Origin of the sequence: Paenibacillus sp. FSL R7-269 (assembly GCF_000517865.1) — a bacterium.
Classification (GTDB): domain Bacteria; phylum Bacillota; class Bacilli; order Paenibacillales; family Paenibacillaceae; genus Paenibacillus_AQ.
Genome location: NZ_ASPS01000023.1, coordinates 40,211 through 66,197, shown reverse-complemented (window position 1 = coordinate 66,197; position 25,987 = coordinate 40,211). Strand labels below are relative to the sequence as shown.

General features: G+C 53.7%; 24 protein-coding genes and 1 pseudogene. 7 read left to right on the top strand and 18 right to left on the bottom strand.

The window, feature by feature from the left end:
• The first annotated feature begins 120 nt into the window (after positions 1 to 120).
• The 4 genes from C162_RS12310 (at position 121) to C162_RS12295 (ending at position 3,302) form a co-directional block, all read left to right on the top strand.
• Entirely contained in the window at positions 121 to 471 is a 351-nt protein-coding gene (locus tag C162_RS12310) for a hypothetical protein (protein ID WP_036694726.1), read from the top strand.
• A 177-nt stretch (positions 472 to 648) separates the two neighbouring features.
• On the top strand, positions 649 to 1,698 hold the full coding sequence (locus C162_RS12305; protein ID WP_305954401.1) for an ABC transporter ATP-binding protein: 1,050 nt from the start codon (positions 649 to 651) through the stop codon (positions 1,696 to 1,698).
• Positions 1,676 to 2,485, top strand: coding sequence for an ABC transporter permease (locus C162_RS12300; RefSeq protein ID WP_235218411.1), 810 nt, complete (start codon positions 1,676 to 1,678; stop codon positions 2,483 to 2,485). Before C162_RS12305 ends, C162_RS12300 begins: the two co-directional genes overlap by 23 nt.
• Positions 2,486 to 2,504: 19 nt before the next feature.
• Positions 2,505 to 3,302, top strand: coding sequence for an ABC transporter permease (locus tag C162_RS12295; RefSeq protein WP_036694725.1), 798 nt, complete (start codon positions 2,505 to 2,507; stop codon positions 3,300 to 3,302).
• Between the two features lie 776 nt (positions 3,303 to 4,078).
• On the opposite strand, the gene C162_RS35950 is transcribed toward C162_RS12295, so the two are convergent.
• The 6 genes and pseudogenes from C162_RS35950 to C162_RS12260 form a co-directional block, all read right to left on the bottom strand.
• Complete coding sequence (locus tag C162_RS35950) at positions 4,079 to 4,927, bottom strand: hypothetical protein (protein ID WP_156949617.1); 849 nt, start codon at positions 4,925 to 4,927, stop codon at positions 4,079 to 4,081.
• A 91-nt stretch (positions 4,928 to 5,018) separates the two neighbouring features.
• Positions 5,019 to 5,219 (bottom strand): annotated as a pseudogene (locus C162_RS35370) (cation:proton antiporter domain-containing protein); the annotation flags it as partial.
• Positions 5,220 to 5,369: 150 nt separating this feature from the next.
• Positions 5,370 to 5,693: an L-rhamnose mutarotase gene (locus C162_RS12275; protein WP_036694720.1), complete on the bottom strand. Its 324-nt coding sequence runs from the start codon at positions 5,691 to 5,693 to the stop codon at positions 5,370 to 5,372.
• 108 nt (positions 5,694 to 5,801) lie between these two features.
• Positions 5,802 to 6,962, bottom strand: a complete 1,161-nt coding sequence (locus tag C162_RS12270; protein ID WP_235218410.1) for an ABC transporter permease — start codon at positions 6,960 to 6,962, stop codon at positions 5,802 to 5,804.
• Positions 6,955 to 8,121, bottom strand: coding sequence for an ABC transporter permease (locus tag C162_RS12265; RefSeq protein ID WP_036694719.1), 1,167 nt, complete (start codon positions 8,119 to 8,121; stop codon positions 6,955 to 6,957). Before C162_RS12265 ends, C162_RS12270 begins: the two co-directional genes overlap by 8 nt.
• Positions 8,122 to 8,136: 15 nt before the next feature.
• Positions 8,137 to 9,072: an ABC transporter ATP-binding protein gene (locus C162_RS12260; protein WP_036694718.1), complete on the bottom strand. Its 936-nt coding sequence runs from the start codon at positions 9,070 to 9,072 to the stop codon at positions 8,137 to 8,139.
• A 196-nt stretch (positions 9,073 to 9,268) separates the two neighbouring features.
• Here C162_RS12260 and C162_RS12255 point away from each other — a divergent pair, with 196 nt between their 5' ends.
• Positions 9,269 to 10,432, top strand: coding sequence for a sensor histidine kinase (locus C162_RS12255; RefSeq protein WP_051493422.1), 1,164 nt, complete (start codon positions 9,269 to 9,271; stop codon positions 10,430 to 10,432).
• Positions 10,433 to 10,467: 35 nt separating this feature from the next.
• Positions 10,468 to 11,127: a response regulator transcription factor gene (locus C162_RS12250; protein WP_036694717.1), complete on the top strand. Its 660-nt coding sequence runs from the start codon at positions 10,468 to 10,470 to the stop codon at positions 11,125 to 11,127.
• Positions 11,128 to 11,474: 347 nt separating this feature from the next.
• On the opposite strand, the gene C162_RS12245 is transcribed toward C162_RS12250, so the two are convergent.
• From C162_RS12245 to ftsE, 5 genes are all read right to left on the bottom strand, one after another.
• The gene (locus C162_RS12245) at positions 11,475 to 12,797 is read right to left on the bottom strand and encodes a PDZ domain-containing protein (RefSeq protein WP_036694716.1); all 1,323 of its coding nucleotides are present in this window, start codon (positions 12,795 to 12,797) and stop codon (positions 11,475 to 11,477) included.
• 100 nt (positions 12,798 to 12,897) lie between these two features.
• Entirely contained in the window at positions 12,898 to 14,364 is a 1,467-nt protein-coding gene (locus C162_RS12240; RefSeq protein WP_036694715.1) for a S41 family peptidase, read from the bottom strand.
• Positions 14,365 to 14,507: 143 nt separating this feature from the next.
• Positions 14,508 to 15,824, bottom strand: coding sequence for a murein hydrolase activator EnvC family protein (locus C162_RS12235; protein ID WP_036694714.1), 1,317 nt, complete (start codon positions 15,822 to 15,824; stop codon positions 14,508 to 14,510).
• Positions 15,825 to 15,867: 43 nt separating this feature from the next.
• The gene (ftsX, locus tag C162_RS12230) at positions 15,868 to 16,782 is read right to left on the bottom strand and encodes a permease-like cell division protein FtsX (protein WP_036694712.1); all 915 of its coding nucleotides are present in this window, start codon (positions 16,780 to 16,782) and stop codon (positions 15,868 to 15,870) included.
• Positions 16,772 to 17,458, bottom strand: coding sequence for a cell division ATP-binding protein FtsE (gene ftsE, locus C162_RS12225; RefSeq protein ID WP_036694710.1), 687 nt, complete (start codon positions 17,456 to 17,458; stop codon positions 16,772 to 16,774). Before ftsE ends, ftsX begins: the two co-directional genes overlap by 11 nt.
• A 189-nt stretch (positions 17,459 to 17,647) precedes the next feature.
• On the opposite strand from ftsE, the gene C162_RS12220 reads away from it, so the two are divergent.
• Positions 17,648 to 19,075 (top strand): VanW family protein, encoded by a 1,428-nt coding sequence (locus tag C162_RS12220; protein WP_036694708.1) that lies wholly within the window; start codon positions 17,648 to 17,650, stop codon positions 19,073 to 19,075.
• Between the two features lie 111 nt (positions 19,076 to 19,186).
• On the opposite strand, the gene C162_RS34335 is transcribed toward C162_RS12220, so the two are convergent.
• From C162_RS34335 to C162_RS12185, 7 genes are all read right to left on the bottom strand, one after another.
• Positions 19,187 to 19,792, bottom strand: a complete 606-nt coding sequence (locus C162_RS34335) for a DL-endopeptidase inhibitor IseA family protein (RefSeq protein WP_084648908.1) — start codon at positions 19,790 to 19,792, stop codon at positions 19,187 to 19,189.
• A 209-nt stretch (positions 19,793 to 20,001) separates the two neighbouring features.
• Positions 20,002 to 20,607, bottom strand: a complete 606-nt coding sequence (locus C162_RS12210; protein WP_036694706.1) for a hypothetical protein — start codon at positions 20,605 to 20,607, stop codon at positions 20,002 to 20,004.
• The gene (pilM, locus tag C162_RS12205; protein WP_036694705.1) at positions 20,591 to 22,216 is read right to left on the bottom strand and encodes a pilus assembly protein PilM; all 1,626 of its coding nucleotides are present in this window, start codon (positions 22,214 to 22,216) and stop codon (positions 20,591 to 20,593) included. Before pilM ends, C162_RS12210 begins: the two co-directional genes overlap by 17 nt.
• Positions 22,217 to 22,231: 15 nt before the next feature.
• Positions 22,232 to 22,981 (bottom strand): prepilin peptidase, encoded by a 750-nt coding sequence (locus tag C162_RS12200; RefSeq protein ID WP_036694704.1) that lies wholly within the window; start codon positions 22,979 to 22,981, stop codon positions 22,232 to 22,234.
• Positions 22,982 to 23,067: 86 nt separating this feature from the next.
• The gene (locus tag C162_RS12195; protein ID WP_051493420.1) at positions 23,068 to 23,538 is read right to left on the bottom strand and encodes a type II secretion system protein; all 471 of its coding nucleotides are present in this window, start codon (positions 23,536 to 23,538) and stop codon (positions 23,068 to 23,070) included.
• Between the two features lie 188 nt (positions 23,539 to 23,726).
• Positions 23,727 to 24,932 (bottom strand): type II secretion system F family protein, encoded by a 1,206-nt coding sequence (locus C162_RS12190; protein ID WP_036694703.1) that lies wholly within the window; start codon positions 24,930 to 24,932, stop codon positions 23,727 to 23,729.
• On the bottom strand, positions 24,932 to 25,981 hold the full coding sequence (locus C162_RS12185; protein ID WP_084648907.1) for a type IV pilus twitching motility protein PilT: 1,050 nt from the start codon (positions 25,979 to 25,981) through the stop codon (positions 24,932 to 24,934). The genes C162_RS12190 and C162_RS12185 overlap by 1 nt, the downstream gene beginning before the upstream one ends.
• Positions 25,982 to 25,987 lie beyond the last annotated feature (6 nt).

Sequence of the window (25,987 nt, the reverse complement as noted above, 5' to 3'; positions counted from 1 at the left end):
ATAACATACAATTACGGAATAATGAACATTCAGTATTGGATCTGTAAATCCCCGCGTTAGCGCTGTAAAATGTAGAAATCTGTTCATCTCATATTTCTACATAATTCCAGGAGGTTCGACATGCTTCGCATCGGCTATCTATCGACTGCCCTCAATCTGGCTACCGCCATGGTATCCTTCCTGCGCTTCGGCAGTAATTATGCCCTCTTCATCATGGCCAGCTATACACTCTTAACCCTTGCGGGATACCGGCTGCTGCAGAATAAAAGGACACTGCATCTGATCCCTCTACTCACCTTCAGCTGTTCATTCCTCTTATACAACGTGACCTATGTATTATTGAAGCAGATTAACCTCGTAGACCTGTATGCTGTAGACTGGAGACTTGAGGTTCAGCTGGCGTTTCCCCTGCTGGTAGGGTTCGCCGTTCAGACTCTCCTAAAGCGGAGCGGCAAATCCCGGTTGGTGTAGTCTATCCGGGGTTGCCGATTTTTTTTTTGCAAAATCGACCTAATCTGATAGTTTTCGACATCGGCTCAGTGATATATTTACTCTTACGTCTTTCGATCGCTGAGGATTCAGATATTTTCTCCGCATGCATCTGCGGTAACGCTTTCAAATCAATGAACAGGAGGGTTAAGCTTGAGTATGATTGAAGCCAGAGGACTGAGTAAGTCCTTTATGCAGGCGGTGAAGGAGCCCGGCCTAAAGGGAGCGGTGAAGCATCTGTTCCTGCCCCGGCATATCGAGAAGGTGGCGGTCAAGCCGCTGAATCTGAGCATTGAAGCCGGGGAGACGGTGGCCTACGTAGGACCGAACGGTGCCGGTAAATCGACCACTATCAAGATGCTGACCGGCATTCTGATGCCTTCCTCCGGGAGTATCTCGGTGAACGGGATCAATCCGTACCGCAAAAGAATGGAAAACGCCGCCCAGATCGGCGCAGTCTTTGGGCAGCGTACCCAGCTGTGGTGGGATATTCCGATTGCCGAGTCCTTTTCGCTGCTGAAGGATATCTATCAGATTCCGGATGTCCTCTACAGGAAGAACATGGACTTGTTCACCGAAATGCTAGGGATGAGCGAATTCATCCACCTCTCCGCGCGGAAGCTCTCGCTGGGTCAGCGCATGCGTGCCGATCTGGCCGCTGCCCTGCTGCATAACCCGCCGATTCTGTATCTCGATGAGCCGACGATTGGCCTTGATGTATCCGTGAAGGAGAAGATCCGCGGGTTCATCAAGCAGATCAACCAGGAGCAGCAGACGACCGTGATGCTGACGACCCATGATTTGGGCGACATTGAAGACCTGTGCAAGCGGCTGGTCATTATCGATCACGGCGCGATTATTTATGACGGTACGCTGAGCGAGGTCAAGGCCCGTTTTGCCAAAAACCGTGTGATCTTCTTCCAGGTACGCTCCCCTATGCCGGAATTGCACGAGCTGCTGGAGCAGAGCCCCGGGCTGAAGCTGGAACAGCAGAGCAGCCAGGAGTTCTCCGTCACTTTTGACCGGTATGAGTATACCGCCAGTGAAGTGGTCAGCCGGGTGATGAAGCATGGGGAGGTACTCGATTTCCGCATGGAGGATACCCATATTGAGCAGGTCATTAAGGCTGTCTATGACGGCCATTTGGACCTGAACGAGCACCGGGATGCAAGGGGGCAGACGCACCATGATGACAGCAGCCCGGCTTAACAAATACAGAAGCATTGCCAACCGCTCCTTGCAGAATGTGATGGCCTACCGGAACTCCTACATCATTAATATACTAGCAAACTCAATTAATCTGGTCGCAATCTTCTTCCTCTGGCAGGGAATCTATGGCGGGCGCGAGGCGGTGGGCGGCTACTCCTGGGATCAGATGAAGACCTATCTGCTGGTGACCTTCCTGGCCAATTCCGTCTTATCCTGGTATTCCGAGACCTCCATCTCCGGCAAAATCCTGGACGGCAGCGTCGCCATGGACCTGCTGAAGCCGATTGATTTTCAGACGGCCCGATTCGCTGAGACCCTGGGTACGAGTCTGCTGGAAGGGGCGATAAGCACGGTTCTGCTGATCGTCTTCGCCACCTTCCTTACCGGAGTGACCTTCCCCCACTCGCTTATCGTCTATCTGCTGTTTGCGGTTAGTCTGCTCTGCGCGGTTGTGGTCAAATTCGGCGTGGTCTATCTGGCGGCCCTGTTATGCTTCTGGTCGACGGGGTCACTGGGGATAGTCTGGACGCGGATTGCGCTTACCAACCTGCTGTCAGGCGCACTGGTACCGCTGGCCTTCTTCCCGGACTGGCTGGAAAAGCTGGCGCTGCTGCTGCCCTTCCAGGCCATCATTCATACGCCGACGATGATCTTCCTGCAGCAGGCAGATACGTGGGAGAGCCTAAGGCTGATCGGGATTCAGCTCTTTTGGGGGGCAACGCTCTGGATGGCGGGCAAAGCCATGTGGAACTGGGCGGTCCGCCAGGTGACCATTCATGGAGGCTAAGGCTGAAGGAGGACGCAGAATGAAAATATCGCAAATGCTCTATCTCTATAGAAGGCTATATGTGCAGCAGCTTAAGGCGATTCTGGAGTATAATAAAGACTTTTACATCCTAATGTGCTCGGCGGCCTTGACGCAGGTTCTGGGATTTGTGTTCCTGTGGGTGATCTATGACCGGATTCCGGATATTCAAGGCTGGCAGTTCTGGGAGGTCACCTTCATGTACGCCATGATCTTCCTTACGGAGGGAGCGGGTTCGCTTTTCTTCGAGGGCAGTTGGAGGCTGGGCAGGCTGGTCAACACAGGGGAGCTGGACCGTTATCTGCTGTGGCCGGTGCCGGTGGTTCTTCAGGTGTTCTGCACGGGGATTGGGATTAACGGACTCGGCAATTTGCTCATCGGCGGGGTGATCATCTGGCAGTCGCTCATGCACAGCCCTATCCACTGGACTGCGGGCAAGGCCGCCATTCTTATCCTGCTGTTCGTCACTGCGGTCATTATCCGGGTATCCATTAATCTCATGGGCAATTCAGCGGCCTTCTGGATTCGCAATGCCGGGAATGCGTTTCCGCTGATGGTGCATAATCTGTCCGATCTGGCCAAATACCCGATTACCCTGTTTCCGCAGGCGATCCGCATCTTCATTTCGACGGTGCTGCCCTATGCGTTCATCAGCTTCTACCCGGCAACCTATATCTTCGGCAAAAGCGGCTGGTCCGGCTGGTGGCTGCTCGCCCCTGTCGCGGCAATTGGAAGCGCGGCTGCGGCTTACGGGGTCTTCCGGTACGGGTTGTCCCGGTATGAGAGTACGGGGAACTGAGGAGTGCGGCGGGTGTGGTAGTGTGGCAGTCCGCCGCTCACTTGCGGCGGGTTCCGGCGGGTGCTGGGGGAGCTTAAGGTAGCCGGGGGTAGGGTGAATGAGGTGCTCAGGGTGCAGAGGTGTACCTTATTTGCTGGATTGGCGCGCATTTGGCGATTTCAGGTGCATTAGTGCACTTCATTTACTGGTTTTACTCACATTTGAGGATTTCAGGTGCACTAGTGCTCCTCATTCAGTCATTTAGCCAACTATCTACGAATTCAGGGGCACTAATGCTCCTCATTCAGCCATTTAGCCAACTATCTACGAATTCAGTGGCACTAATGCTCCTCATTGGCTCCTTCAGCCCACTTCTGCCCGCATCTGAGGGATTTATCCCTCTCATTCCACTCATCCGCCCACTTCCGGTCACATCTGAGGGATTTATCCCTTTCATTCCACCCATCCGCCCACTTCCGGCCACATCTGAGGGATTTATCCCTTTCATTCCACTCACCCGCCCGCTTTCGGCCACATCTGAGGGATTTATCCCTCTCCTTCCACTCATCCGCCCACTTCTGCCCGCATCTGAGGGATTTATCCCTTTCATTCCACCCATCCGCCCACTTTCAGCATCATCTGAGAGATTTATCCCTTTCATCCGCCTATCCGGAATCCTTCCGCCAGCCTCCCGAATCACTCCCTTTGATTTTCAGTATCTTACTATACTAAAAAACCTCCCTTTGGTTACCTGAAAGAAAATTCCGGCTAAAAGGAAGGCTTTACTCTACTTCGTTCTACTGTGCGACAAATTGCCGCTTAGCGAGGTCCATCTCATACCTCTGCGGTCCCGGTTCCGGGTCGCCTCCGGCCCCTACTGGCAAGTACACCACTAACTGTTCGTTCTGGTTGGCCGGGAACGGCGGCAGCTCAGAGTACACCAGCGTATCATGCACAATTTCTCCCAGCTTGAAGGATAACGGAAACACTTTTCCGCTTTCCTTCTCCCTAGCAAAAGCATAAGCAACCAGTCCGTGCCCTGACTTGTATTGGGGCGCAAGCAGATAGACTTCTGCCTTCGCAAAGGAGACCACGGCAAATTTCAGCACGCGGTCGGTCGGCTGCACGAACAAGAAAGCAGGCAGCTCCAGCAATACCTCATCCTGGTCCCCCGTCTGGTACACGATAGAGTAATCAGCCTGATAGGTCTGCTCCCCTTCGAGGCCGTCATTGCTGGACACATTCAGATGTCCCCGCTCCTCGGGGCCGCTTGCGATCATCAGCAGTTCGCCTGGTCCGGCTGAGGTTCTCGCCCGAACCGTCCCTTCGGCATTCACGGAATCGATAATGACCGATCCGGCTAGACCCTCCGGCGGGAACTGGCTGGTGAGGCCGGCTGTAGTTACCGGGGTCGCTGCGGAAGCAGTTTCCGAGGCGACTACGGAAGCAGTTGGTGCAGATGAAATAGTCTGTGCAGTAGGAGTTGCAGATGGCGACGCAGAAGCAGACACTAAGGCAGACGAAGCCGGTTCTGCCGCCGGAGTACCGGTGGCGGATGTATTTTGGCTGCTACATCCCAGCAGCAGGCTAAGCGACAGAACTGTGCCCGCTGCCAGTGTTGTAGTTTTAGACCGGATAGGACTCATTCCCCTCTAATCATTTTTGGAGTACAACCCATTATATAAGATTATCACGGTCCACAAATTTAGAGATTGTCTTATTTTCTTTAAAAAATAGTCACCGGAACATTCCCTTGAGCAGCGGCGGCGTGGCGAGTGTGGTTACCATTACAGCAATAATCACGCTGGTAAAACACTGCGGCAGCAGCAGTCCGCTCGCAAGACCGGTGGCGGCTATAATCAGGGCGACTTCGCCTCTGGAGATCATGCCTGCGCCGATAATGAGCGAGGAACGCGTATTGAACCCGGTCAGCCGAGCTTGCGATTTTCACTCCTTTTATCCTAAAAAACACGTAAAACGACAAGGAGAAGCCTGCGTGACAGGCTCCTCCTAATAACACTGAATTATTCAGTTCACTTCAAACGATTCTCTCCAGAATCGCTCCAATGAACATTGCTGTAAACCGGATTACTTCAGATAAAAGACCTCACGCAGCGGCACCATCGGAACCGCATCATTGAAATCAAAGGAGCCCTCGACCATCTTTGAGGTGATCGCATTCCAGCGGTTGCAGGCCTCACTCCCGGCGATGTAGGCGAACGCAGCTTCCGTATCCTCACATTCAAAGCAATAGAAGAACTGGTTGCCGTTCTGAAAAATCGAATAATTGCGGATGCCCGCTTTGCTGTGCTCCTCCAGAATCTCCGGCCACGGCTCCAGATGCATCTGTACGTATTCCTCTAAGTATTCCTCTTTCACCTTCCAGGTCCAAGCCAGCTTATTCCTGCCCATCCTCGTATCCCCCTGTCATGCATTCCTTTGATCCGATCATATCACATAATTATACAATTTGAATATGTCCGTTTTAGACATGGAGGGCAGCAAGGATACGCTTCGATCTCAGGTGCTGATTCCCGCTTCATTCGGACGGAGAATGGCAGAGCCAATCGCCAGCAGAACTGCTGCCATCAGGCCTAGGATTGCAAACGGCAGCCACAGCTCATTCCAGCCGCCGCCGGTTGCGGCAATGTCCACCGCCTGAATCGCCCATTTCTGCGGTGTAAAGTTAGCCAGCTTCTGCATATATTCCGGCATGATGGAGACGGGCCAGAAGCAGCCGCCCAGCATACAGGTCGGTGTAAGAATCAGTGAATTCAGCATCCCCGCATTACGCGGATTGCGGATCAGGCCTGCAACGGTGCTGGCGATGCCCATAGATACCAGCATGAAGGCCGCCAGAACCAGGAAGTAGAGAAAGAGCGGCATCTCGTAATCATAGCGGAGCACCCATTTGCCCAGCACCAGCACGACAAGGATCTGAATCATTCCTACAAGAAAGCTGCCCAGGAAGTTGCCAAGCGCAATTTCATAAGAACGGACCGGCGCGCTGAACATGCGCATCATGGTACGCCCTCTGCGGTCATCCGTGATCTGGGAGACGGAGCTGGTCACCAGCGCCATCAGGAACATGAGCGTCATCCCTGTAACTACGCCCAGCGTCTGCCGCGGATAGAGATCATAATCGGTGCGTGTGCTGCCCACGTTGTGCTGCTCCGACTGCTTCAGTACAGCAGCGAGCTGCGCCTGCATTTCGCCTGTTCCCCCGCCTGCGGCAGCAACGGTATGCGCCGCTTCGGCAATTTGAGCGGCAGTGGCGGTGATCTTCAGCTTCATCATGATTGAGCTTTCACTTGCCCGCAGCTCATAGATACTGATCTGTGGCGGCTCCCCCGCCAGCAAGGCGGCAGTGTACCCGGCAGGAATGAACACCCCCACCGTTCCCTCCTGCTTAATTGTCGCCTCCTTCAAAGCGGCCTCGTCGCTGCGCGGCTCGAACTTATATTCTCCGGCCTGCTCCAGCTCCGTAATCAAATGTCTGCCGGCTGCCCCCGTATCCGAGTTGGCATATAGCACAGTTGCCGGCTCCTCCGCCATCCCTCCGGTAAGGGAGATAATCGCTGCCACCACTACACCGGGAAGCAGAATGAATACCATAAGCCCCCTGAAGGTGCCAATGCTTCGTCTGATCATATTCCAGGCAATGATTAATATTTTATCCACGGTAACCCACCTTCCGGTATGAGACAATCACTGCCGCGAACAAAGCCGCGCTGATGAAGCACATCACCCACAGATTCGGCAAAAGCTGCTCCAGACCGGAATGCAGCATCATCCGGATGACCGCCTGCTGCACCCAATGGTTAAGCGTGAATGCCCCTGCGCTGTTCACCCAGGAATCGGGAAGCGGCGCCATTCCTCCGCTGACGAAGGTCATCACTATAGTCAGGACACTAATGATGTTCGCAGCAGCCGCCGAGGTCCGGCTGAAGAGGCAGATCAGTACGCCCAGCGTCATCGAGGCGGCAATCATCAGCAGGCAGAACAGCAGCAGCAGTCCCGGGCGGTTCCCCCAGTAGACGCCGAACAGCCAGTCAGACAGCAGAATAATCGTAAGGCACTGCAGGATGCTGATCAGGCCTACGCCGAGCATTTTGCCGATGAACAGATGATTGTCTTTTACCGGCATGGATTGGATTCTGAACAGCGTATGGTTCTCTTTATCGTTAAAAAGTGAGGCTGTCACAGTAAGTCCGCTGTACATCAGGAACATCAGCAGCATGGACGCCGCATAGAACTGGGCCGCCGAATAGGTCTTCCCGCCATTGTTCAGATCTCCCAGCACCACCCCCGGCTTACTGGCAGGTACCGAAGTCGCTGTAAGCGCCTGCGGTCCAAGGGTAACGGCTGCCGCCTGCTTATAATTCAGCTCCATGAGCAGATTGTCGAAGGCGGTTCCGGCTACCCGGTTATCGTCATGGCTCCTGCCCAGAATGAACTCCAGACTCGCCTTCTTACCGCTCTGCACCTCCTGATCAAAGCCCGGAGGAACAATAACCCCATAGGCATATTTACTGGTACGCAGCCCGCTCTCTGCGGCTTCACGGCTCTCTGTTTTGACAGGAATAATGAGCCCCTTCACCTCAGGCGTCTCCAGAAAATCCGTAAGGATCGCAGATGCTTCTGCCCCTCCGCCTCCGGTATTCACAATAGCTACACGTACAGGCTTGATCTCATCTGCCCCCTGCACCCCAACCACCCCGGAGAGGGACGCGCCCAAGAGGAAGATCAGCACCAGCGGCAGCAGGAACATATTAAGCAGCAATGTGCGTGAACGGAGCTGTCTGCGCAGCTCAAACCCCATAATGATCCAGATATTCACACCTATCCCCCCTCTCTAGTCCCGCAAGGTCCGGCCGGTCAGACTAAGGAACAAGGTCTCCAGATCCGGCTCTTCTATATTCAGGGAGGCAATAACCCCTTCGTGCTTGGAGAAAATAAACAGAACATCCTGCAGCGCACTTTGCGAGGAGGGAAGATACAGCTCGATCGCATCCTGCACAGCTTCTACCCGGTTGATCCGGGGATGCTGCCCCAGCTCGTTCACTAAAGCAGGGGTGATGCCCGCTGCCTTCACAACGATTTTCTCCTCGTGGGCCACCCGTTCGCGCAGCTCGTTCTCCGTACCGCAGGCAATGATATGCCCCTGGTCCATAATGGCCACCCGGTCACAGATCGCAGCTACCTCCTCCATATAATGGCTGGTGTAGATCACCGACGACCCCATCTTATTCAAAGCCTTCACGGATTCCAGAATATGATTGCGTGACTGCGGATCAATGCCGACTGTGGGTTCATCCATAATAATCAAGCGCGGCCGGTGCATGATCGCACAGGCGATATTCAGCCGTCTTTTCATCCCTCCCGAGAAGGTGGACGGTTTATCCTTCGCCCGGTCGCTTAGGCCGGTGAACTCCAGCGCTTCCCACGTCCGCTCCTTCAGCAGCTGTCCGCGCAGCCCATAGAGTCTGCCGAAAAAGCTTACATTATCACTTGCCGTCATGTTCTCGTATAACGCCAGCTCCTGGGGCACAAGCCCGATACGTTTCTTCACCTCAAGCGGCCGCTCCCTTACGGACAGCCCGTCGATAATAATATCGCCGCTGTCGGCTTGAAGCAGCCCGCAGATCATGCTGATGGTCGTGCTTTTCCCGGCACCGTTCGGGCCGAGCAGGCCAAAGATTTCACCCTCCTGTATATTGAAATTCACGTGATCCACAATCAGCTTACCGTCATATCTCTTCACAACATCGCTAAGTACCGCAAGTACCATTGCTGCGCCCCCTTGTTCCTTCAATCTCATACTCTCATTGTACTGCAGGGCTGGGATAAGCGAAGGTACTAAAGGTCATGATCCGGAGGTGACGAAAGTCATCTCCTGAAGAGCAGCACTCTTATGCTAAGATGGATATACCTGAGAAGAATGTCGACACGGATTAGGGATATTTTATTTAAAAGGATGAGCTTACTTGACCAGAGAACTGATACTGCTGCGCTACAGCCTGCTTATAATCCCGGCGATCCTCTCGATTCAAGTCTATGAATTCGCCGACTATGACGGGTTCACTCTGCATTTCATGCTGCTGATGCTGCTGGTCATACTGGGTGCAAGGCCATCCAGATCTCTCGCCACACTGACCGAAGGCATGGAACTGATCCTCACCGCCTGGCTTTGTTATGAATACGGTCCGCTGATGGTTTTTCCGGCCTTGTCTGCGGTGATCTCCTATACCCGGCGGCAGCCCAAGAATACGGCTCTTACCTTCTTCTGTATTCATCTGGCCCTGTTGAATGCCGCGCTGCTTCATACTGCTCCGGCAGTGCTCGTGTTCACGAATCTTACCTTTCTGCTGTGTGCCGGCTTGAATCTGCTGCTGCTCCGGGCAGGGCGCGTGCGTACCGATACCTTATTCCTCTATGATGAGCTGCGCAAAAAGCATTTCGAGCTGGAAGAGGCCCGCGCTAGGCTGCTCCAGTTCACCTCACACATAGAGGTGGCCGCGCAGGCCGATGAACGGGTGCGGATTGCCCGCCAGCTGCATGACGACATCGGTCACCGGCTGATCCGGGTCAAGATGATGACTGAAGCGGCCATTCACACCCTTCCTGCCGCACCGGAATCGGGACTGCAGATGATGAACCAGATCCGGGACCAGCTCTCGGGCAGTATGGACGATATGCGTACTGCGCTGAAGCGGATTAACCATACTCCCCAGCTTGAAGGGGCGCATGCGCTGGACCGGCTGCTGGAAGAGGTGGGCCGCGATACCGGGATTGCCACCACCTATACGGTGCAAGGGATTCCTTATCCGCTCTATCCGAGCCTGCAGGTTGTGCTGTACACCAATGCCCGGGAGGCCATCACCAATGCACTGCGGCACGGTCAAGCCAGCTCCGTATGGGTGGAGGTCACCTATACGGAGCATGAGGTGCGGATGGAGACCGGCAATAACGGGAAGCTGCCGGAAGCAGACCCGCTGGGCCGTCTGCCGGGCAGCAGCGGGATGGGCCTGACGGGCATGAGCGAGCGCTGCGCCATGTTGGGCGGAACGCTGGAGCTTCGGCTGCAGCCGCAGTTCACGGTTATTACCCGGCTGCCGGTGTATCGGCAGCCGGAGGAAGCGCCGCGCTGAATGGAGATATACTCAAAGATAAGAGGTGCCGAAGCATGATTAGAGTATTGATTGTTGACGACGATTCTTTTATCCGCGAGAGCCTGAAGGTCTTAATCGGGCTGGATGCCGGTATCGAGGTCGCGGGAACCGCAGGGGATGGCCGGGAGGCTCTCTCCTTGCTGGGGGAGCCCGGCGGAGCGGATGTTGTACTCATGGACATCCGTATGCCGGGCTGTGACGGAGTGGAAGGTACACGGCTGATCAAAGAAGCTTATCCATCCGTGGCTGTACTGATGCTGACCACCTTCGATGATGACGAGTATATTATTGAGGCTCTGCGCGCCGGAGCCAGCGGATATCTGCTCAAGAACATCCCGCCGGACCGGATCATTCAAGGCATCAAGACTGTACATGAGGGCAATATGCTCATTCATCCCGAGATCGCCCGCAAGCTGGCGGGCTTCCTCCAACCGTCGGCGCGTCAGGAAGCTCCAGTGGCTCAGCCATTTGCTTCCTATGGACTGACCAAGTCTGAGCAGGCAGTGGTCACCTCCATCGCAGAGGGACTCACCAACAAGGAAATCGCCGCCAAGCTGTTCCTGAGCGAAGGCACCGTCAAAAACTATATCACCGACATCCTCAGCAAGCTCGGCGTACGCGACCGGACACAGATTGCGATTCTGTACCTGAAGAGTACGCAGGGGAATCATTAAGCCACGGAAATGCTATCTCTCGCCAATTCTGAGCGTTTCCTCTCACGGACCTCTTGTCTGGAGCCGCATTGTTACACATTTTACAGGATTCCTCTATAAATGTTACTGGCTATGGTACATTGTTGCATCATTTGCAGGAATTCCGGTGCTTAGTGCGATTCACCCCGTCCAAATGTGGTCGGTTTTTCGATTACATTCCAGGTACCTCACACCACTCCCTTAACAACTATAAATATAAGAGGCCCGTTCCACCTGAACTTAGTTCAGAAAGAACGGGCCTCTTTAACCTTCCGCGCCAGCAGTCACTGGGGAAACCAATTACGTTGGTAATCTACAGTCAGACACCTTCAGACACCAGCAGATTCCTGCTTGGCCTCTGCCGGCGGCGTCTTCTTCGCCCGGCCTAGCCGATCCGCCTGCACTCCCCGCTGCCGGATGCCTGTGCGCATCCCGATGATGCTGAAGATGCTGGACGGCTTCATCTCTGCGGTGATACCCCCGTCCGGGTCCGGCACCAGAATGATGCCGAGCTGATGATGGTCCCCGGCATAGATCGCACGCTGCAGATATTTGCTCTCGCCTTCGCGGTTCTGCACCTCCAGCTTGCAGAACGCGGGGTTCATGCGCAGCGCCTCATGCAGCTGCGCCGCGCTGGTCAACAGGACCCCGTTGACCTTCAGCAGGATCTCGCCGGGCAGGATGCCCAGTTCCTGCGCGGGGCTGCCCTGCAGCACGGCCAGCACCTTACGGCCGGCCGGGGGATGCACGAAGACGGGGCTAAGGCTGCGCTCCTCCAGAGCGCTGTACCAGCTTAACCCTTCGTGCAGCAGAATGGCCGCGAGCGCCGCGACAACCGTCAGCGGGCTCCATAGGTCCGCAAGCAGGCTGAGGCCGAGCAGGACGGCGCTGTAGATCAGCAGCCGTCCGAACGTCCGGGCCGCCTTGCGTCCGGGCAGCATGCCCTGGGTCATCTCGCTGAAGCCGATGATGACCGGCAGCGAGACCAGGCCGAGGCCCCCGCCCAGCAGCGGATGCCACGGCAGTTCACCGATTCCGCTGCCCGCGGGAATCAGCACGAACAGCGGCAGCGGCCAGAAGGCCTGCAGCTGGTAGCCGCCCACCACCTTGCCGCGCTTGCCGGCAAGGAACAGCGGCGTCGCCAGCCGGGGCCCCTGCCAGCGAGCCAGCAGCGCCTCGGCCACGTGAAGCAGCGCGGCCAGCGCCAGCAGTGCGGGGATATCCATCTCCCTCACGGCACCGGCAACCGTTCCGGCGGCTCCGCTCTGCAGCGTCTCCGGGAAGAACGACAGTACAAACTGCACAATTCCAAGCGCGCCTATGGCATACGCAAAGCATAAGTAACGCACCCGAAACAGCATTAAGACAAGGCTGACCACCCAGATACAGGCTACAGCCGTATAGGTCACCGAGACTCCCAGTGCAACTGCGGAAAGGGAGACAAGCAGCCCCATGAGGCCGCCAGTCCAGACGGTCCGCCAGGTTTCCGGTCCCCAGCTATGCAGCTTCACATGAATAAGCTTCCGCTCGAGGGCTACCTGTCTGCGGTAATATAGGGCAATAAATAGAATAGCGATATAGTAATAGGGCTGAATCAGCAGATGTAGGACTGCTGTACCTAAGCTGGTCAGCAGCTCCAGAAGTACATTCAACGGTTCGCACACTCCTTTTCATAGCCTAGAGGATAATTATAGCGCGAAGCATATACATTCTTATCTTTTAAAAGAAAAAAGAAGGCTGAAATCAGCCTTCTTACTTTTTCGACGCTGCAGCCTTGATTTCCTTCTGAATCTCTTCGATCCCCTTATTCCGCTGATTGTCATTCACCGGATCTTGGATGACCTTGATCAGCGCCAGTTCCAGCGCTTCCGCGGTCTTGGCGTCAATCGAGCCTGTCGACTTCAGCTTGGCTGCGCTCTGGAATTTCTTGACCGCTTCTTTGGTCCCGGCATCGAAGTAGCCGTCCTTGCGGCCCGGCTTGTAGCCTAGTCCATCCAGCATAGTCTGCGCACTTTTGACATCTGCACTGTTCATATTATATTGCAGCGTAACGCTCTTGTTAATCGGCGCCACCGAGAAGTAATCCGGTTGGGCTACGGCGATATCGGGCTTAATGCCCTTGCCGTGAATCCAGGTGCCGTCAGGCGTCAGCCACTTGGCAATCGTAATCTTCAGCAGGCTTCCGTCACCGAGTTGCTCCTCGAAGCTGGTCTGTACGGTTCCCTTGCCGAATGAATTCTCTCCGATCAGCTTGGCTCCGGCCGATTGCTGCAGGGCTCCGGCCATGATCTCCGAAGCGCTCGCGCTGCCTTTATTCATCAGCACGACTACCGGATACTTCTTGCTCGACCCCTTCGAGGTGCTGATCTCGCGCCGCTTGTTCTTATCCTCCACCTGCACGATGGCTTTGCCGGACGGTACGAACTGCTCGACCATCTCAATGACGACCGGCAGCACACCGCCCGGGTCATTGCGGACATCAATAACAAGTCCCTTCATGCCTTGCTTCTCCAGCTTCGTCAATTCTTCCTTGAACCGCTCCGAGGTGTTCTGTGAGAACTGCGTAACCTCGATCACACCAACATGCTCCTTCTCCATCTTCGCATAGACCGTCTCCAGTCTGACATCATCACGGGTGATGGCGAATTGCAGCGGCTCTGCTGTTCCGGTCCGCTGAACCTTCAGGGTCGCCTTGCTGCCCTTGGGACCGCGGATTTTGGCTACAGCTGCATTCAGCTCCAGCCCTTCCAGCGATTCACCGTTCACGGAGAGGATCACATCCTTGGCTTGTATGCCCGCCTTCTCTGCAGGTGAGCCCTTGATCGGGGAGACAACAACGACCTTGCCGTTGTCAGAGGAGACTTCAGCGCCAATCCCCGAGAAGGAGCCTTCGATGCTCTCCTCGAACCGCTGTGCCGTCTCCTTGCCCATGTAGTTGGAATACGGGTCGCCCAGTGCTTCCATCATTCCGTTGACCGCACCGTCAATCAGCTTCTCCCGGTCGACCTTCTCATAATAATTGCTCTCGATCAGGCTAAGAGCGGTACCCAGCTTCTTCGATTCCTTCTCCTGTAGTCCGGCAGTCTGCAGGACCGTCGCCAGCCCTTCACCTGCGGCTTGTCCGAATACCTGCACATAACCGGTCACGCCCAGGGTCAGCAGACTGCCGCACAGCAGTGCCGCGACGATCATAAAGGCCGCAGTGCTTTTCTTTAACATGATGTTCCCACCGTCCCTTCTTGTCCATCTTAACACCAGCATGGGCCCGTTCCATGAGAAACGGCATCTCTTCCAGTATATGCCGCAGCACGAAAATATATTTATCAGTTCAGCAAAAATTGGATTTTTCAGGCTCAGTCTGCTTACAGATAAGGCATAGGATTCACCGCTGTCCCATTGATCCGCACTTCAAAATGCAGATGCGGGCCGGTCGAACGTCCGGTAGACCCGGATTCGGCAATCTTCTGCCCGCGCTCCACCCGTTGTCCCTGGCTCACCTTGATACCGCCCTCGCGGATATGTCCGTACAGCGTCCATACCCCGCCGCCATGATCGATAATGACACAATAACCATAACCGCTGTACCACTGCGCAACCAGCACTGTACCGGAATCCGCTGCGTGAATACTCGTACCCTGCGGCACGGCAAAGTCCACACCGGTATGCAGCTTGCCGACTTCATGCGTCACCGGATGGGTCCGGTAGCCAAAAGGAGAGGAGATCCGCGCGTAGCCCACCGGCCGCAGATAAGGACCATCTCCACCGGAATATTCCTCTACGCTCGCAAAGGAGGAGCTGTCGCCGCCGGAAGACTTCGCGGCTTTCGCCTTCTCCGCCGCCTTGGCTGCGGCTAACGCCGCCCGGCGCTGCGCCTCAGCCTTCGCTGCAGCCGCTCTGCGCGCCGCTTCCTCCGCCTTAATCTTGTCCTTCTGCGCTTCCAGCACGGAGCGGCTGCTGGCCAGTTCTACCAGCTTGGCATCCTGTTCAGCAGAGATAACCTCCGAATTCTGAATCTCCTCATCATAATAAGCGATAAGCTCCTGCTTCTCCGCTTCCTTCTCCTTCAGCATACTGCGCTGGGCTTCCAGGTCGGTATACAGCTGCTTCGCCGTGGCATATTGCCCTTCCAGCTCCTGCTTCTTGGCAATCACCGTCTGCTTGTCCAGCTTATGCTGCACCAGCAGATCCTGATCCTGATCCACGATCATCTTCAGGGAATCGGCCCGGTCCAGGAAGTCGGAGAAGCTGGTCGAGGACAGCAGCACATCCAGATAGGAGACTGCGCCATCCGTGTACATCAGACGGACGCGGGATTCCAGCAGTTTTTCGCGGGAGGCAACGCGCGCCTCCGCCTCATCCAGCTCTGTTGCCGTCACGGTAAGCGACTTCTCCGTGCTGGCAATTTTGCCGGATATTGTGGTCATCTCGCCCTTCACCTGTGTAATCTGCCCCAGTACGTAGTCCAGGTTCAGCGTGGTCTTATTCCTATAATGCTTAGCCTCCTGGTTACGGGAGTCCGCCTTATCCTGCGCCGCCTTGGCCGCCTGGACCTCCTGCTGCAGCTGCTTCAGCTGCTTATCGATTTCGGCAACACTTGTTTTCTTCGCATATCCGTCAGAGGGCCCGAACATTGTGACAGCCAGCAATATTACGGCCATTCCGGCAGCAATCTTCTTCAACTTGCACTCTCCGTCCTTTGTTCAAATATAAGAATCATACAGGTTATACCTTCAAGAACTTGCGGATCGACACCGTGCTGCCCCATACGCCAATCAGTACCCCGAGGCCCACCAGCAGCCCGCATAGCAGCAACCAGATATTCTCAAATGGAATGAGTTGCAGCCCCAGCATCGGATCTCCCTTCACGGAAGACACCAGACTGCTATAACCGGCGTAGAGGGCACCCGAGGTTACCACTGAACCAATCAATCCAATCAGAGCACCTTCGATAAAGAAGGGCCAGCGGATGAAATAATTCGTAGCGCCCACGAGCTTCATAATGCCGATTTCCTTGCGGCGGGCCAGAATCGTTACCCGGATGGTATTCGAGATCAGGAACATCGACATCAGCGCCAGTCCCGCTACAAAAATAAACCCGATATTCCGTACCGCCTTGGTCACCTTGAATAAAGTCTCCACAGAGCCTTTACCGTAGTTCACCTTGTAGATTGGCTGCTCTTCATGCGTCTTGTTCAGTGCTTCTATCTTCTCCGCTACAAACGGAACTGTGGTCGGCTCAATGACTTCAACGAGCAGCTTGTCCGGCAGCGGATTATTGTCTTCATCGAATCCTTCCAGGAGCTCAGCGGCATCCGGCCCCATATCTTCACGGAATTCCTTCAAGCCCTGTTCTTTGGAGACGAACTCCACCTTGCTGACTTCCGGCATATTGCCGATTTCGTTTTCCAGCTTCTCCCGCATCTTCTGGTCCGTATTCAGCGTCAGATGCACATTGATCTGCACCTGGCTGTCTGCTTTGTCCGCAATTTGATTGACGTTGAGCACCAGCAGGATGAACACTCCGAGTACGAAGAGAGAGACAACGATGGAAGTGATGGACGCCACCGACATCCAGCCGTTGCGGAATACGTTTTTGAAGCCTTCCCGCAAATGCCGCAAGAAGGTTTTAAAACTCATAACCGTATTCCCCTCTCAATTGGTCTCTGACGATCGTTCCATTCTCAATCGCAAGCACCCGTTTGCGCATTTTGTTCACAATATCCCGGTTGTGGGTCGCCATAACGATCGTGGTGCCGCGAAAATTAATCTCATCCAGCAGCTGCATAATGCCCCATGAGGTCTCCGGGTCCAGATTGCCGGTAGGCTCGTCCGCAATAATAACGGCAGGGTTGTTGACAATAGCTCTGGCAATCGCGATCCGCTGCTGCTCTCCCCCTGAGAGCTGTGAGGGCTCACGCCCCGCCTTGCTGCGCAGTCCCACCAGATCGAGCACTTCATTCACACGCTTCTTGATAATCTTCTTCGGTGCCTCAATAACATCCATCGCAAAAGCCACATTCTCATACGCCGTCATCTTCGGCAGCAGCCGGAAATCCTGAAAGACCACACCGATATTGCGGCGCACATAAGGGATCTTACGGGGCTTCAGCTTGCCGATATTGAACCCGCCTACGGAGATCTGTCCTTTGGTTGGCGTTTCTTCTCTATAAATTAATTTCATGAACGTTGATTTACCTGCGCCGGACGGTCCGACAATGTAGACGAACTCATTGCGGTCGATTTTGACGGATATTCCTTGCAATGCATGGGTCCCGTTAGCATAGGTCTTCCATACATCCTGCATCTCAATCATTTTCTCACTTCCCGATTCTGACATCTTCCGCCGGGCTACTGGGCCGGGGGAGCTTCCATAAACTGCATGATTATCGCAGGCGTATCTATTGTAACAAATCCATAACCCCTTGAGTACCCGAAAGTTTTACCGAATCCTTACATATACATAAAAACATCAGGTTTTGCCCCATAGAAGGAGAGATTACTTATGAAAAAAATACACGCCGCTCTCATCGCGGGTTTCGGTCTGATGCTGGCCGGTTCGCTGGCTGCCGGAGGGCTTCATCTATACGGCAGCCAGCCTACCCTGCCCGCAAATACCGCTATCGCAGGCTGGGAGATTGGCGGAATGAACATCGCTGATGTAGCAGCCGGAATGGATGCAAGACTTCAGGCGCTGGAAGCTACTCCACTCATGCTGAAGGCAAAAAATAACGCCGGACGCAAGGTTACCCTTAAGCAGGCAGGTGTGACCTATGAAGCCGGGGATTTCCTCAAGGCGCTGAAAACGCTGACGGACGGCACGCTGATGGAGCGGGTACAAGCCCGGCGCAGCTGGTCCGGCAGCTGGAATATGGAGATTCAGCTGCAGACTGCGCAGCTCAGGAGTCTCTTGAATCCCGAGTGGGAAAAAGAATCCTTCGGCGTTCCGGTCGATGCGGTCCGGCAGATCACCGGAGATGACCGGGTCGTATATACGCCAGGCACATCCTCCTACGAGGTGGACTGGCAGGCGCTGGAGCTTGCGGTGCAGGCGGCAGTGCCCACCCGGTTAGCCGCTGACGGCACACTTCAGGATCAGCAAATTCAGCTGGAGGTTCCCCTTGCTGTCAAGCAGCCGAAGATCACGCTACAGGCGCTTAAGGATCAGGGCATCGACCGCAAAATCGTCCAGTTCAGCACCTCCCTCGGGGCCAGCGGCCCCGGGCGCAGCTTCAATGTAGAGGCCGCCGCCAAAGCCGTGAACGGCACGGTGCTGCCGCCGAATGCGGTTTTTGATTACGGAAAAGCGATCCAGAAGGCCCAGACCGAATACGGCTTCCGCGAAGCCCCGGTCATCGTGAACGGCAAGCTCCAGCCCGGTACCGGCGGGGGGATCTGCCAGGTCTCCAGCACCCTGTATAATGCCGCGCTGCGCTCTGGGCTGGAGATCGTAGAACGGCGCAACCACTCGCTTCCGGTCAGCTATCTACCGAAGGGGCAGGACGCCACTTTTGCCGAGGGGTATATCAATTTTCGCTTCCGCAACAACACCGGCAAATATCTGATCATCAAGTCCGAAGTCCAGGGGCGCACGCTGACCATCAAGCTGTTCGGCACGTTCCCGAAGAACGTCACCTATTCCATTGAATCCAGAACCGTCGAGGTGCTGCCCCCCACGGATAAATATGTGAGCGATAATTCGCTCCCCAAGGGCGGAACCCGGGTACTGCTTGCCGGAAAAACCGGCTATGTAGTTGAAACTTTCATTACCCGCCATGTGGATGGTACAGCGGTAGAGAGAAATCTGCTCTCCCGCGATACCTATTACGCCCAGAAACGTGTCATCGCCATCAACCGCGGCGGGATGAGCAAATCCGATCAACCTGAATCCCCGCGCAGACAGCTGGTCGAGGACGGAGTGAAGGCTCGGTAACGTCCGGTTCCCTGAAATGTATGAGCAAACAGAAACGGCTGTGCCCGCCTTGTGACAAGGTCGGCACAGCCGTTATTTTATGAAGCGCTAGACTGAGCCTGAAGCCGCTGCTTAGAAAAGAGTATCCGGCGACATGTCAATTCTCCAGTAGCCGCTCACCTTCTTCAGCTTCACTGTTACTACTTCGGAAGACCCGTTCGCTCCTTCCGCAGGTACAGTCAGCTCGAACACTGCCGCCTGTGCAGTCTTGGAGACCATCCGTGCAGTTGCTCTGGTGAAATCCAGCGAGTTGCCCAGATCGGAATTGACCTGTGCCATGCGGCCCTCATGCTCCAGGAACTGTGTCTGTGCATAGAAGGCGGCCGCATTATGCGTGAACCCCTTCTTGATATAGCTCATCAGCTGCTGCTTCGAGCTCAGATCGCTCGACAGATAGCGGTACTCCTGTGCTTTATAAGTGAACAACTCCGGGCTGAATACATTGCCTCCCCGGCTGGCATACGTATATAGCTTCTTGGCATGAACCACCAAGGGAACAACGCTCCGTTCAGTGAGATTGTTAATGGTAGCCGGCCCTTCCTTGCCCGGTGCAGACGCCGCAACCGTCCTTACGCCCTCAATACTTGCCACCGGTGAAGCCGCAAGCGCTCCGCCCCCTGCAGAGACAAGACCCAGTGATAATGCCAGTGAACCGATCATCCATTTTTTGTTCATCATGAACGCCTCCTCATATTCCTGTGTGGTAGTCCGAAGCCTGCCCCAGACTAAGCTGCTGCGATAAGTACTCTATACCTTACAATAGCCCGTAACCTGTAATACCCAAACCACCCCGGGGTATAAACGGGTAATGGGGGGAAAGCGTAAAAAAACTCTGCCTTCCGTGTAAATGGAGGGGCAGAGTTGGGGGGAGCGGGATAGGGTACAGCTTAATTACCAGACTTAGGTGCTGTCGCTTCAAAGTACGCGGTAAAAGACACATTAGCCGTTAGGATACTGCCTGGTTTCATCCGAGTAGGAAATTCGTAGGGTTGCTGGAAGGAGAAGGAATCTACGGTGAGCATTCTTGGTATAGCGTTCAACTGTTTTAGCCACTCATGAATCTCGCCATAGCCACCTTCTACGATAGCTGTCATTTTAATTTCCTGCAATCCTGTTACGGATGCTGATAATCCAGTCCATGTACCTGCTGTACTTGAATCCTGTAAGGAGAAGCCAATATCCTTCAATCTCGCATGCGAGCTGTCGCCAATGCTTTTGAGGTCATTAATCAAAGATTCGCTGCCATCACCAAGCGGAATCGCTGTCAGCTCCGTTTCTTCGTCTGGAGTAATGTTGCCGCCGGAGCTTTTGAGTTCATTGATCTTATTCTCCAAAATTGACTTTTCCCGCTCCAACTGGGTGAGCTGTGTATTCTGCGCCGACACATCACTGTTTACCGGACGAATAGCCAGCATATAGAAAATAAAAAGGAGCAGGAATAAAATCAAAATACCCATGACGATCTGTGAGCGGTATTTATTGATCTGTTCCACTGTTGTCCGAGTCTCCTTCCGTGACAGTCTGCGCATCTGCCGTTTGCTGCTCCGCAGCAGCAGGGGCCATCCCGACTCTGAACACTGCGGTGTACTTCATCAGATTGGATACACCGCCAGTCGTTATATCTGATGCTCCTTCCGACAATTTCTCAATAACCGCCTTCCGGGAGAATGACATCTCCCGCAGCGCTGATAAATAAGTTCCGCTATGCTCCATAGCTGTAAAATTCACAGTCAGCAGTAAGTCACCATGAAAAGCATAGCTGATCTCACGAATAACTGCAGCATAGGGAAGCTTCGCTTTCAGCTCATCGAGTACAGCGGCAGCATCCGCTCTGCTTGTGGACAGTGCTTCAATAATGGCAGTACGGTCAAGATTCCCGCTTCCAGTCCCACCCTTATTCAGACCGGTCAGTTCCAATTGCAGTATAGTATTTCGTTCCTGGATATTCTGAATTTGTATGCTCTGGTCCACGTAGTCGTTATGTACAGAAGCGTACAAAATCCCAGTTCCCACCGCAGCAAGCAACCATACTGCGGCAAGCGTTATGGCGACATACGGGAACACGATCGTCTCACGATCCTCGCGGGGCAACAGGTTGATACTGCGAATTTCAGGAGTGTGAAGTGCCGTTCCAGCAGCTACCCGATAATCGTTCAGGCTGAAATCCGGCTTGGCGCCTTCTGCGAACTGATCTACGGCAATGGGGGCTATGGCCAGCTCCGGCAAAGCGCCTAGCAACTCTTGCTGCAGCTGTCTTCGCATTTCGGGGGAACCTGTGATCAGCAACTCGGTAATCCTGGTAGTCCCATCATGCAAGCTGTACTGGTAAAAGCTCAACATCCGGGAAATTTCTGCTGTAATCTCCACTATCTGCTCCGATGACAAATAATCCTGTGAGGTTGCTGCAACCTCTGCTTCTGCCAGGAACGGTTGATCTTCAATAAAGTTCAACGGTTGCTGATGTGCCAGATCGATCAAATTTATAGTCCGCATAAACACCGGATTACCGTTGCGGAACATATAGATATCAAGCAGGGACTGCTCCAAATGGATCAGCATCGTCTCATTAAATGCATGCCCATAGCCTGCCACAATACTACGTGCAAGAGCTGTTGCCGATACCTCAACGCTTTTGATTTTTAAGCCGGCAGCTTCCAGTACATCCACGTAATCCTGGACGACCTTGCGCGGTGCAGCCAAAATAATCAGTTGGCTCTCATCTGTATCCTGTCCGGTAATCACGTAATCGTATACCGGGTTCTCAAACGGCAAATGTAGTCCGGTTTCAACCTCCAGCTTAACCAATTGTTCAATCTGCTTTTCGTTGGTGCTGGGAATCGTCATTTTTCGGATGATCATTTGTGAAGGAGGAATGGACAGACTAACCTTGCTTCCACGGAGCCCTTTGGTTTTGACCCATTGTTTTAACCGGTCGAGAAGGGCCTCACTATCAGCTACCTGGTTCTCCACAATCATTCCCGGCAACAGGGGGATAAAAGATTTTTTATGGATTTGTTTTGTTTTATTATTTTTAAAGCTGATATAACGAACTCCAGTCTGCTCGATAGAAATACCGGCGGCCTTGTTACCTATTCCAAACATGCTATAAAGTTCCTCCTAACGGATGAGCGCGAGATAACCGCTGATAAGATGTGAACCGTAAGAGAAAGCAATCAGTGAACCTGCAGCCAGCCAAGGTCCAAACGGGACCGGCTGCTTGCGTTGTATCTTGCCCAGCAATATTAATGTACCGCCCACCACAGTACCCAGCGCACAGGCGATCAGGAAAGCTAGAATTACATTGGGGAAGCCGACCACCCAGCCCAGCAGCGCAAACAGTTTCACGTCTCCCATACCCATACCCCCGAACAGGGCCAGCAGCAGTACAATAACACCACCAACAGCTCCACCCAGCAAGTGGGACCACAGCGGACCCTCTGAACAAGAGATCACCAGTACCAACAGCAGCGGCAGGAAAAACAACAAAACCTTGTTCGGGATCAGCATGTATCTCAGATCAGCCACCGTTACAATCACCGCGAGGCTGACGAGCACGAACCCGATAGCCCCTTTGCCAGTCAGGCCAAACTGCACATACACCCACAGAAACAAGAGCCCTGTTGCCGCTTCTCCCAACACATACAGCGGCGAAACCCTCGCCCCGCAGTGACGGCACCTGCCACTGGACAGCAGGTAGCTCAGCACCGGCATCAGGTCTCGTGCAGTAAGACTTGTCCCACAGCTTGTACAATGCGACGGCGGCCGCAGCAGCGACTCCCCCGCAGGCACCCTCAATGCCACTACATTATAGAATGAGCCCAGAATCAGGCCGATAAGCATGATGTATACTGCTATGAAGATTGTCATGAATCATCGATTCCTGTCTGGTGGATTTTAAAAAAGGAATCGGGAATTCCGATTCCTTAGGGGGGAATAATCTATATACGACTATATTATTTTTTTGATGTAAGTATTTGAGTTGCAGTAAACGTAACTGCAGGGCTACCTGTTGTACCAGCATGAGATGAAGTAGTTATTGAAACGCCTGTAAGCGCGCCATTAGTATAAGTAACCGCCCCACCTGTAATAGATTCTTTATTGCTTGGCAAATATATTGGATTTTCCAAGTATCCGGCATGAACTAAATCATTCGTTTTATCAGTATCACCATCATTGATAGTTACAGTTTCAAAAACACCATTTTTTTCAGCAGTAATATACAGTCTACTAGCATCATAAATTTGACGTGCTGTAGCGAGATCAGAATCCTCTTTTGATTTATTGATTATATTCCCAATCAAAGGAACCGCAATAACCGCAATAATCCCCAAAATCACAATAACCGCCAACAACTCAATCAACGTAAACCCTTTTTCCTCTTTAACCGCCTTGCCCAATCTCTTCCGAATCGCTTGTGCCAACATACCATTTCCCCCTTATAAATATATTAAATAATATGACCGATACTCCGTTATTCCTTAATCACTTGCATCCTTACTACTGCCATCGAAATGTACTTATCTTATCCCAGCTAGTTGAGGAGTCTGCTTACGCTTCCCCCGGTCCACCCGCTTAGCTTCACCCCTCTCAATCTATGCAAGGAGCACATGGCTCACATATTGCCGTAAAGACTGAACATCGGCAGCATAATCGCTGCGACAATTACGCCTACTACTCCAGCCAAGAAGGCAATCAGCAGCGGCTCGAGCAGGGACTTCAGACGGTCGACGGTATTCTCTACATCCATTTCGTAGAAATCCGCTACCTTAGATAACATCTGATCGAGCGCACCGGTCTCTTCCCCGATGGCGATCATCTGTGTAACCAGCGGCGGGAATACCCAGGCTTTCTTCAGCGGCTCCGAGAGCGGCTTGCCCTGTCTTAAGGAGTCCCCGGCACTGCGGATATAACCGCCGATCACCTTATTCCCAGCCACTTCTTCCAAGATGGACAGTGCCTGAAGAATCGGCACCGAGCTGGCATAGAGTGAAGCAAAAGTACGTGTGAACTGGGCAATCGAACCCTTTTGATTCAGCTTGCCAAACACCGGAACCTTAAGCTTGGCGTAATCAAGTGCATATGCGCCTTTTTCTGTTCGCTTGGCTATCTGAAAACCTGTCACAAGCAAGATAATGGCGAAGAACCAGATGTACCATTGCCCCTGTATACTCTTGCTGAGCGCGAGCACCATCTTAGTGATAGCCGGAAGCTCGGCATTCATCGATTCAAACATGGTTACAAACTGCGGCACAATCGCCCACAACAGGTATACAACTGCCGCAATAGCCATAACAGCAACTGTGACTGGATAGGTCAGCGCTGACTTGATTTTCTCAGTAGTGGTATGCCGTTTCTCAAAATATACAGCTAGCCGCTCAAGCGTCCCTTCCAGATCACCGGATTCTTCGCCGGCGCGGATCATGCTGACGAACAGCGGAGGAAATATCTTCTTATGCTCCTGAATCGACTGGGACAGCGAAATCCCGCGCAGCAGGCTGGAGTTGACATCATGAAGCGCTTTGCGCAGTGCTTTGCTCTCTGTCTGCTCTGCGAGAATACGGGTGGCATCTACAATGGATACTCCAGCCCGCATCAGTGTTGCAAATTGGCGGCAGTAAATGATGAAGTGGATCGTCTTCACCGGATTGCCGATATAGATCTCCGTCGACAGGAATGATGTTCTCTGCTCGGAGAGCGAGAACACTGTGAGCCCCCGCTTGCGCAGCTCGTCCATCGCCGTTGCCTTGTCTGAAGCCGTCAATTTCCCCTTGAGCTGCTTTCCGGCATTGGTTCTAACCTGATATTCAAACTGAGCCATCAGCTACTCACCTCCGCGAGATAACCTTTGACAGCCTCAGGCTGAATCAACCCCAGCTGCAATTGTTCACGGATGTTCATCTCCAGCGTATGCATACCGAGGGCGCGGCTGGTTTGCATCACATTCTTGAGCTGATGGGTTTTATCGGTCCGGATAAGATTGGCCACCGCCGGTGTATTAATCAGCAATTCAGTTGAACTCAGACGCCCTTTCCCTCCAGCTCGTGGAAACAAACGTTGGGAGAGCACAGCCAAGAGTACGGAGGCCAGCTGTGAGCGGATCTGTCCTTGCTGATGACCCGGAAACGTGTCGATAATCCGGTCTATCGTCTGCGGCGCATCGGTTGTATGCAGAGTGGCCATCACAAGATGACCTGTCTCTGCTGCGGTAACGGCAGCCGAGATAGTCTCCAGATCCCGCATTTCACCTACCAGAATTACATCCGGATCTTGGCGGAGAGCTGCCCTAAGCCCGCTGGCGAAGCTTCCTGTATCGCTGCCCACCTCACGCTGATCGATCAGGCAGGTTCCGTGCGTATGCAGAAATTCGATCGGATCTTCAAGCGTAACAATATGTTTACTGGCTGTCCGGTTAATGTAGTTCAACATCGCCGCCAGTGTGGATGATTTCCCGCTACCGGTCGGTCCCGTCACCAGAATCAGACCTTGGGGTTTCATTGCCAGACTGGACAGTACCGGAGGCAGCGACAGCTGTTCCAGGCTTGGAATCTCAACGGGAATAGCCCGAGCCGCAATGCTCACTTCGCCACGCTGCCGGTACACGTTCACGCGGTATCTTACTCCACTGTCCAAGGGGTACGAGAAATCAAGTTCCCCGATATTGCGGAACTCTACACTTCTCTCACTGCCAAGCAGCATATCTGCCATATAGACTGCTTCTCCTGGGCTAATCTTCTCACCTTCCAACGGTTGAAGTCTCCCGTCAATCCGCATAACCGGCGGAGAACCTACCGAAATGTGCAAGTCTGAGGCCTTCGATGCAAAAGTCTTATACAGCAATTGAACAATATCCCATGAACAAGCTTGCACTCTCGT

What these genes read in the sequence shown, in the direction of transcription:
- C162_RS12250 (WP_036694717.1), top strand. Translation starts at nt 10,468, where the DNA reads ATGATTAGAGTATTGATTGTTGACGACGATTCTTTTATCCGCGAGAGC.
- C162_RS12310 (WP_036694726.1), top strand. Translation starts at nt 121, where the DNA reads ATGCTTCGCATCGGCTATCTATCGACTGCCCTCAATCTGGCTACCGCC.
- C162_RS12240 (WP_036694715.1), bottom strand. Translation starts at nt 14,364, where the DNA reads ATGTTAAAGAAAAGCACTGCGGCCTTTATGATCGTCGCGGCACTGCTG.
- C162_RS12200 (WP_036694704.1), bottom strand. Translation starts at nt 22,981, where the DNA reads ATGACAATCTTCATAGCAGTATACATCATGCTTATCGGCCTGATTCTG.
- pilM (WP_036694705.1), bottom strand. Translation starts at nt 22,216, where the DNA reads ATGTTTGGAATAGGTAACAAGGCCGCCGGTATTTCTATCGAGCAGACT.
- ftsX (WP_036694712.1), bottom strand. Translation starts at nt 16,782, where the DNA reads ATGAGTTTTAAAACCTTCTTGCGGCATTTGCGGGAAGGCTTCAAAAAC.
- C162_RS12190 (WP_036694703.1), bottom strand. Translation starts at nt 24,932, where the DNA reads ATGGCTCAGTTTGAATATCAGGTTAGAACCAATGCCGGAAAGCAGCTC.
- C162_RS12275 (WP_036694720.1), bottom strand. Translation starts at nt 5,693, where the DNA reads ATGGGCAGGAATAAGCTGGCTTGGACCTGGAAGGTGAAAGAGGAATAC.
- C162_RS12260 (WP_036694718.1), bottom strand. Translation starts at nt 9,072, where the DNA reads ATGGTACTTGCGGTACTTAGCGATGTTGTGAAGAGATATGACGGTAAG.
- C162_RS12300 (WP_235218411.1), top strand. Translation starts at nt 1,676, where the DNA reads ATGATGACAGCAGCCCGGCTTAACAAATACAGAAGCATTGCCAACCGC.
- C162_RS12305 (WP_305954401.1), top strand. Translation starts at nt 649, where the DNA reads ATGATTGAAGCCAGAGGACTGAGTAAGTCCTTTATGCAGGCGGTGAAG.
- C162_RS34335 (WP_084648908.1), bottom strand. Translation starts at nt 19,792, where the DNA reads ATGATGAACAAAAAATGGATGATCGGTTCACTGGCATTATCACTGGGT.
- C162_RS12295 (WP_036694725.1), top strand. Translation starts at nt 2,505, where the DNA reads ATGAAAATATCGCAAATGCTCTATCTCTATAGAAGGCTATATGTGCAG.
- C162_RS12195 (WP_051493420.1), bottom strand. Translation starts at nt 23,538, where the DNA reads ATGTTGGCACAAGCGATTCGGAAGAGATTGGGCAAGGCGGTTAAAGAG.
- C162_RS12220 (WP_036694708.1), top strand. Translation starts at nt 17,648, where the DNA reads ATGAAAAAAATACACGCCGCTCTCATCGCGGGTTTCGGTCTGATGCTG.
- ftsE (WP_036694710.1), bottom strand. Translation starts at nt 17,458, where the DNA reads ATGATTGAGATGCAGGATGTATGGAAGACCTATGCTAACGGGACCCAT.
- C162_RS35950 (WP_156949617.1), bottom strand. Translation starts at nt 4,927, where the DNA reads ATGAGTCCTATCCGGTCTAAAACTACAACACTGGCAGCGGGCACAGTT.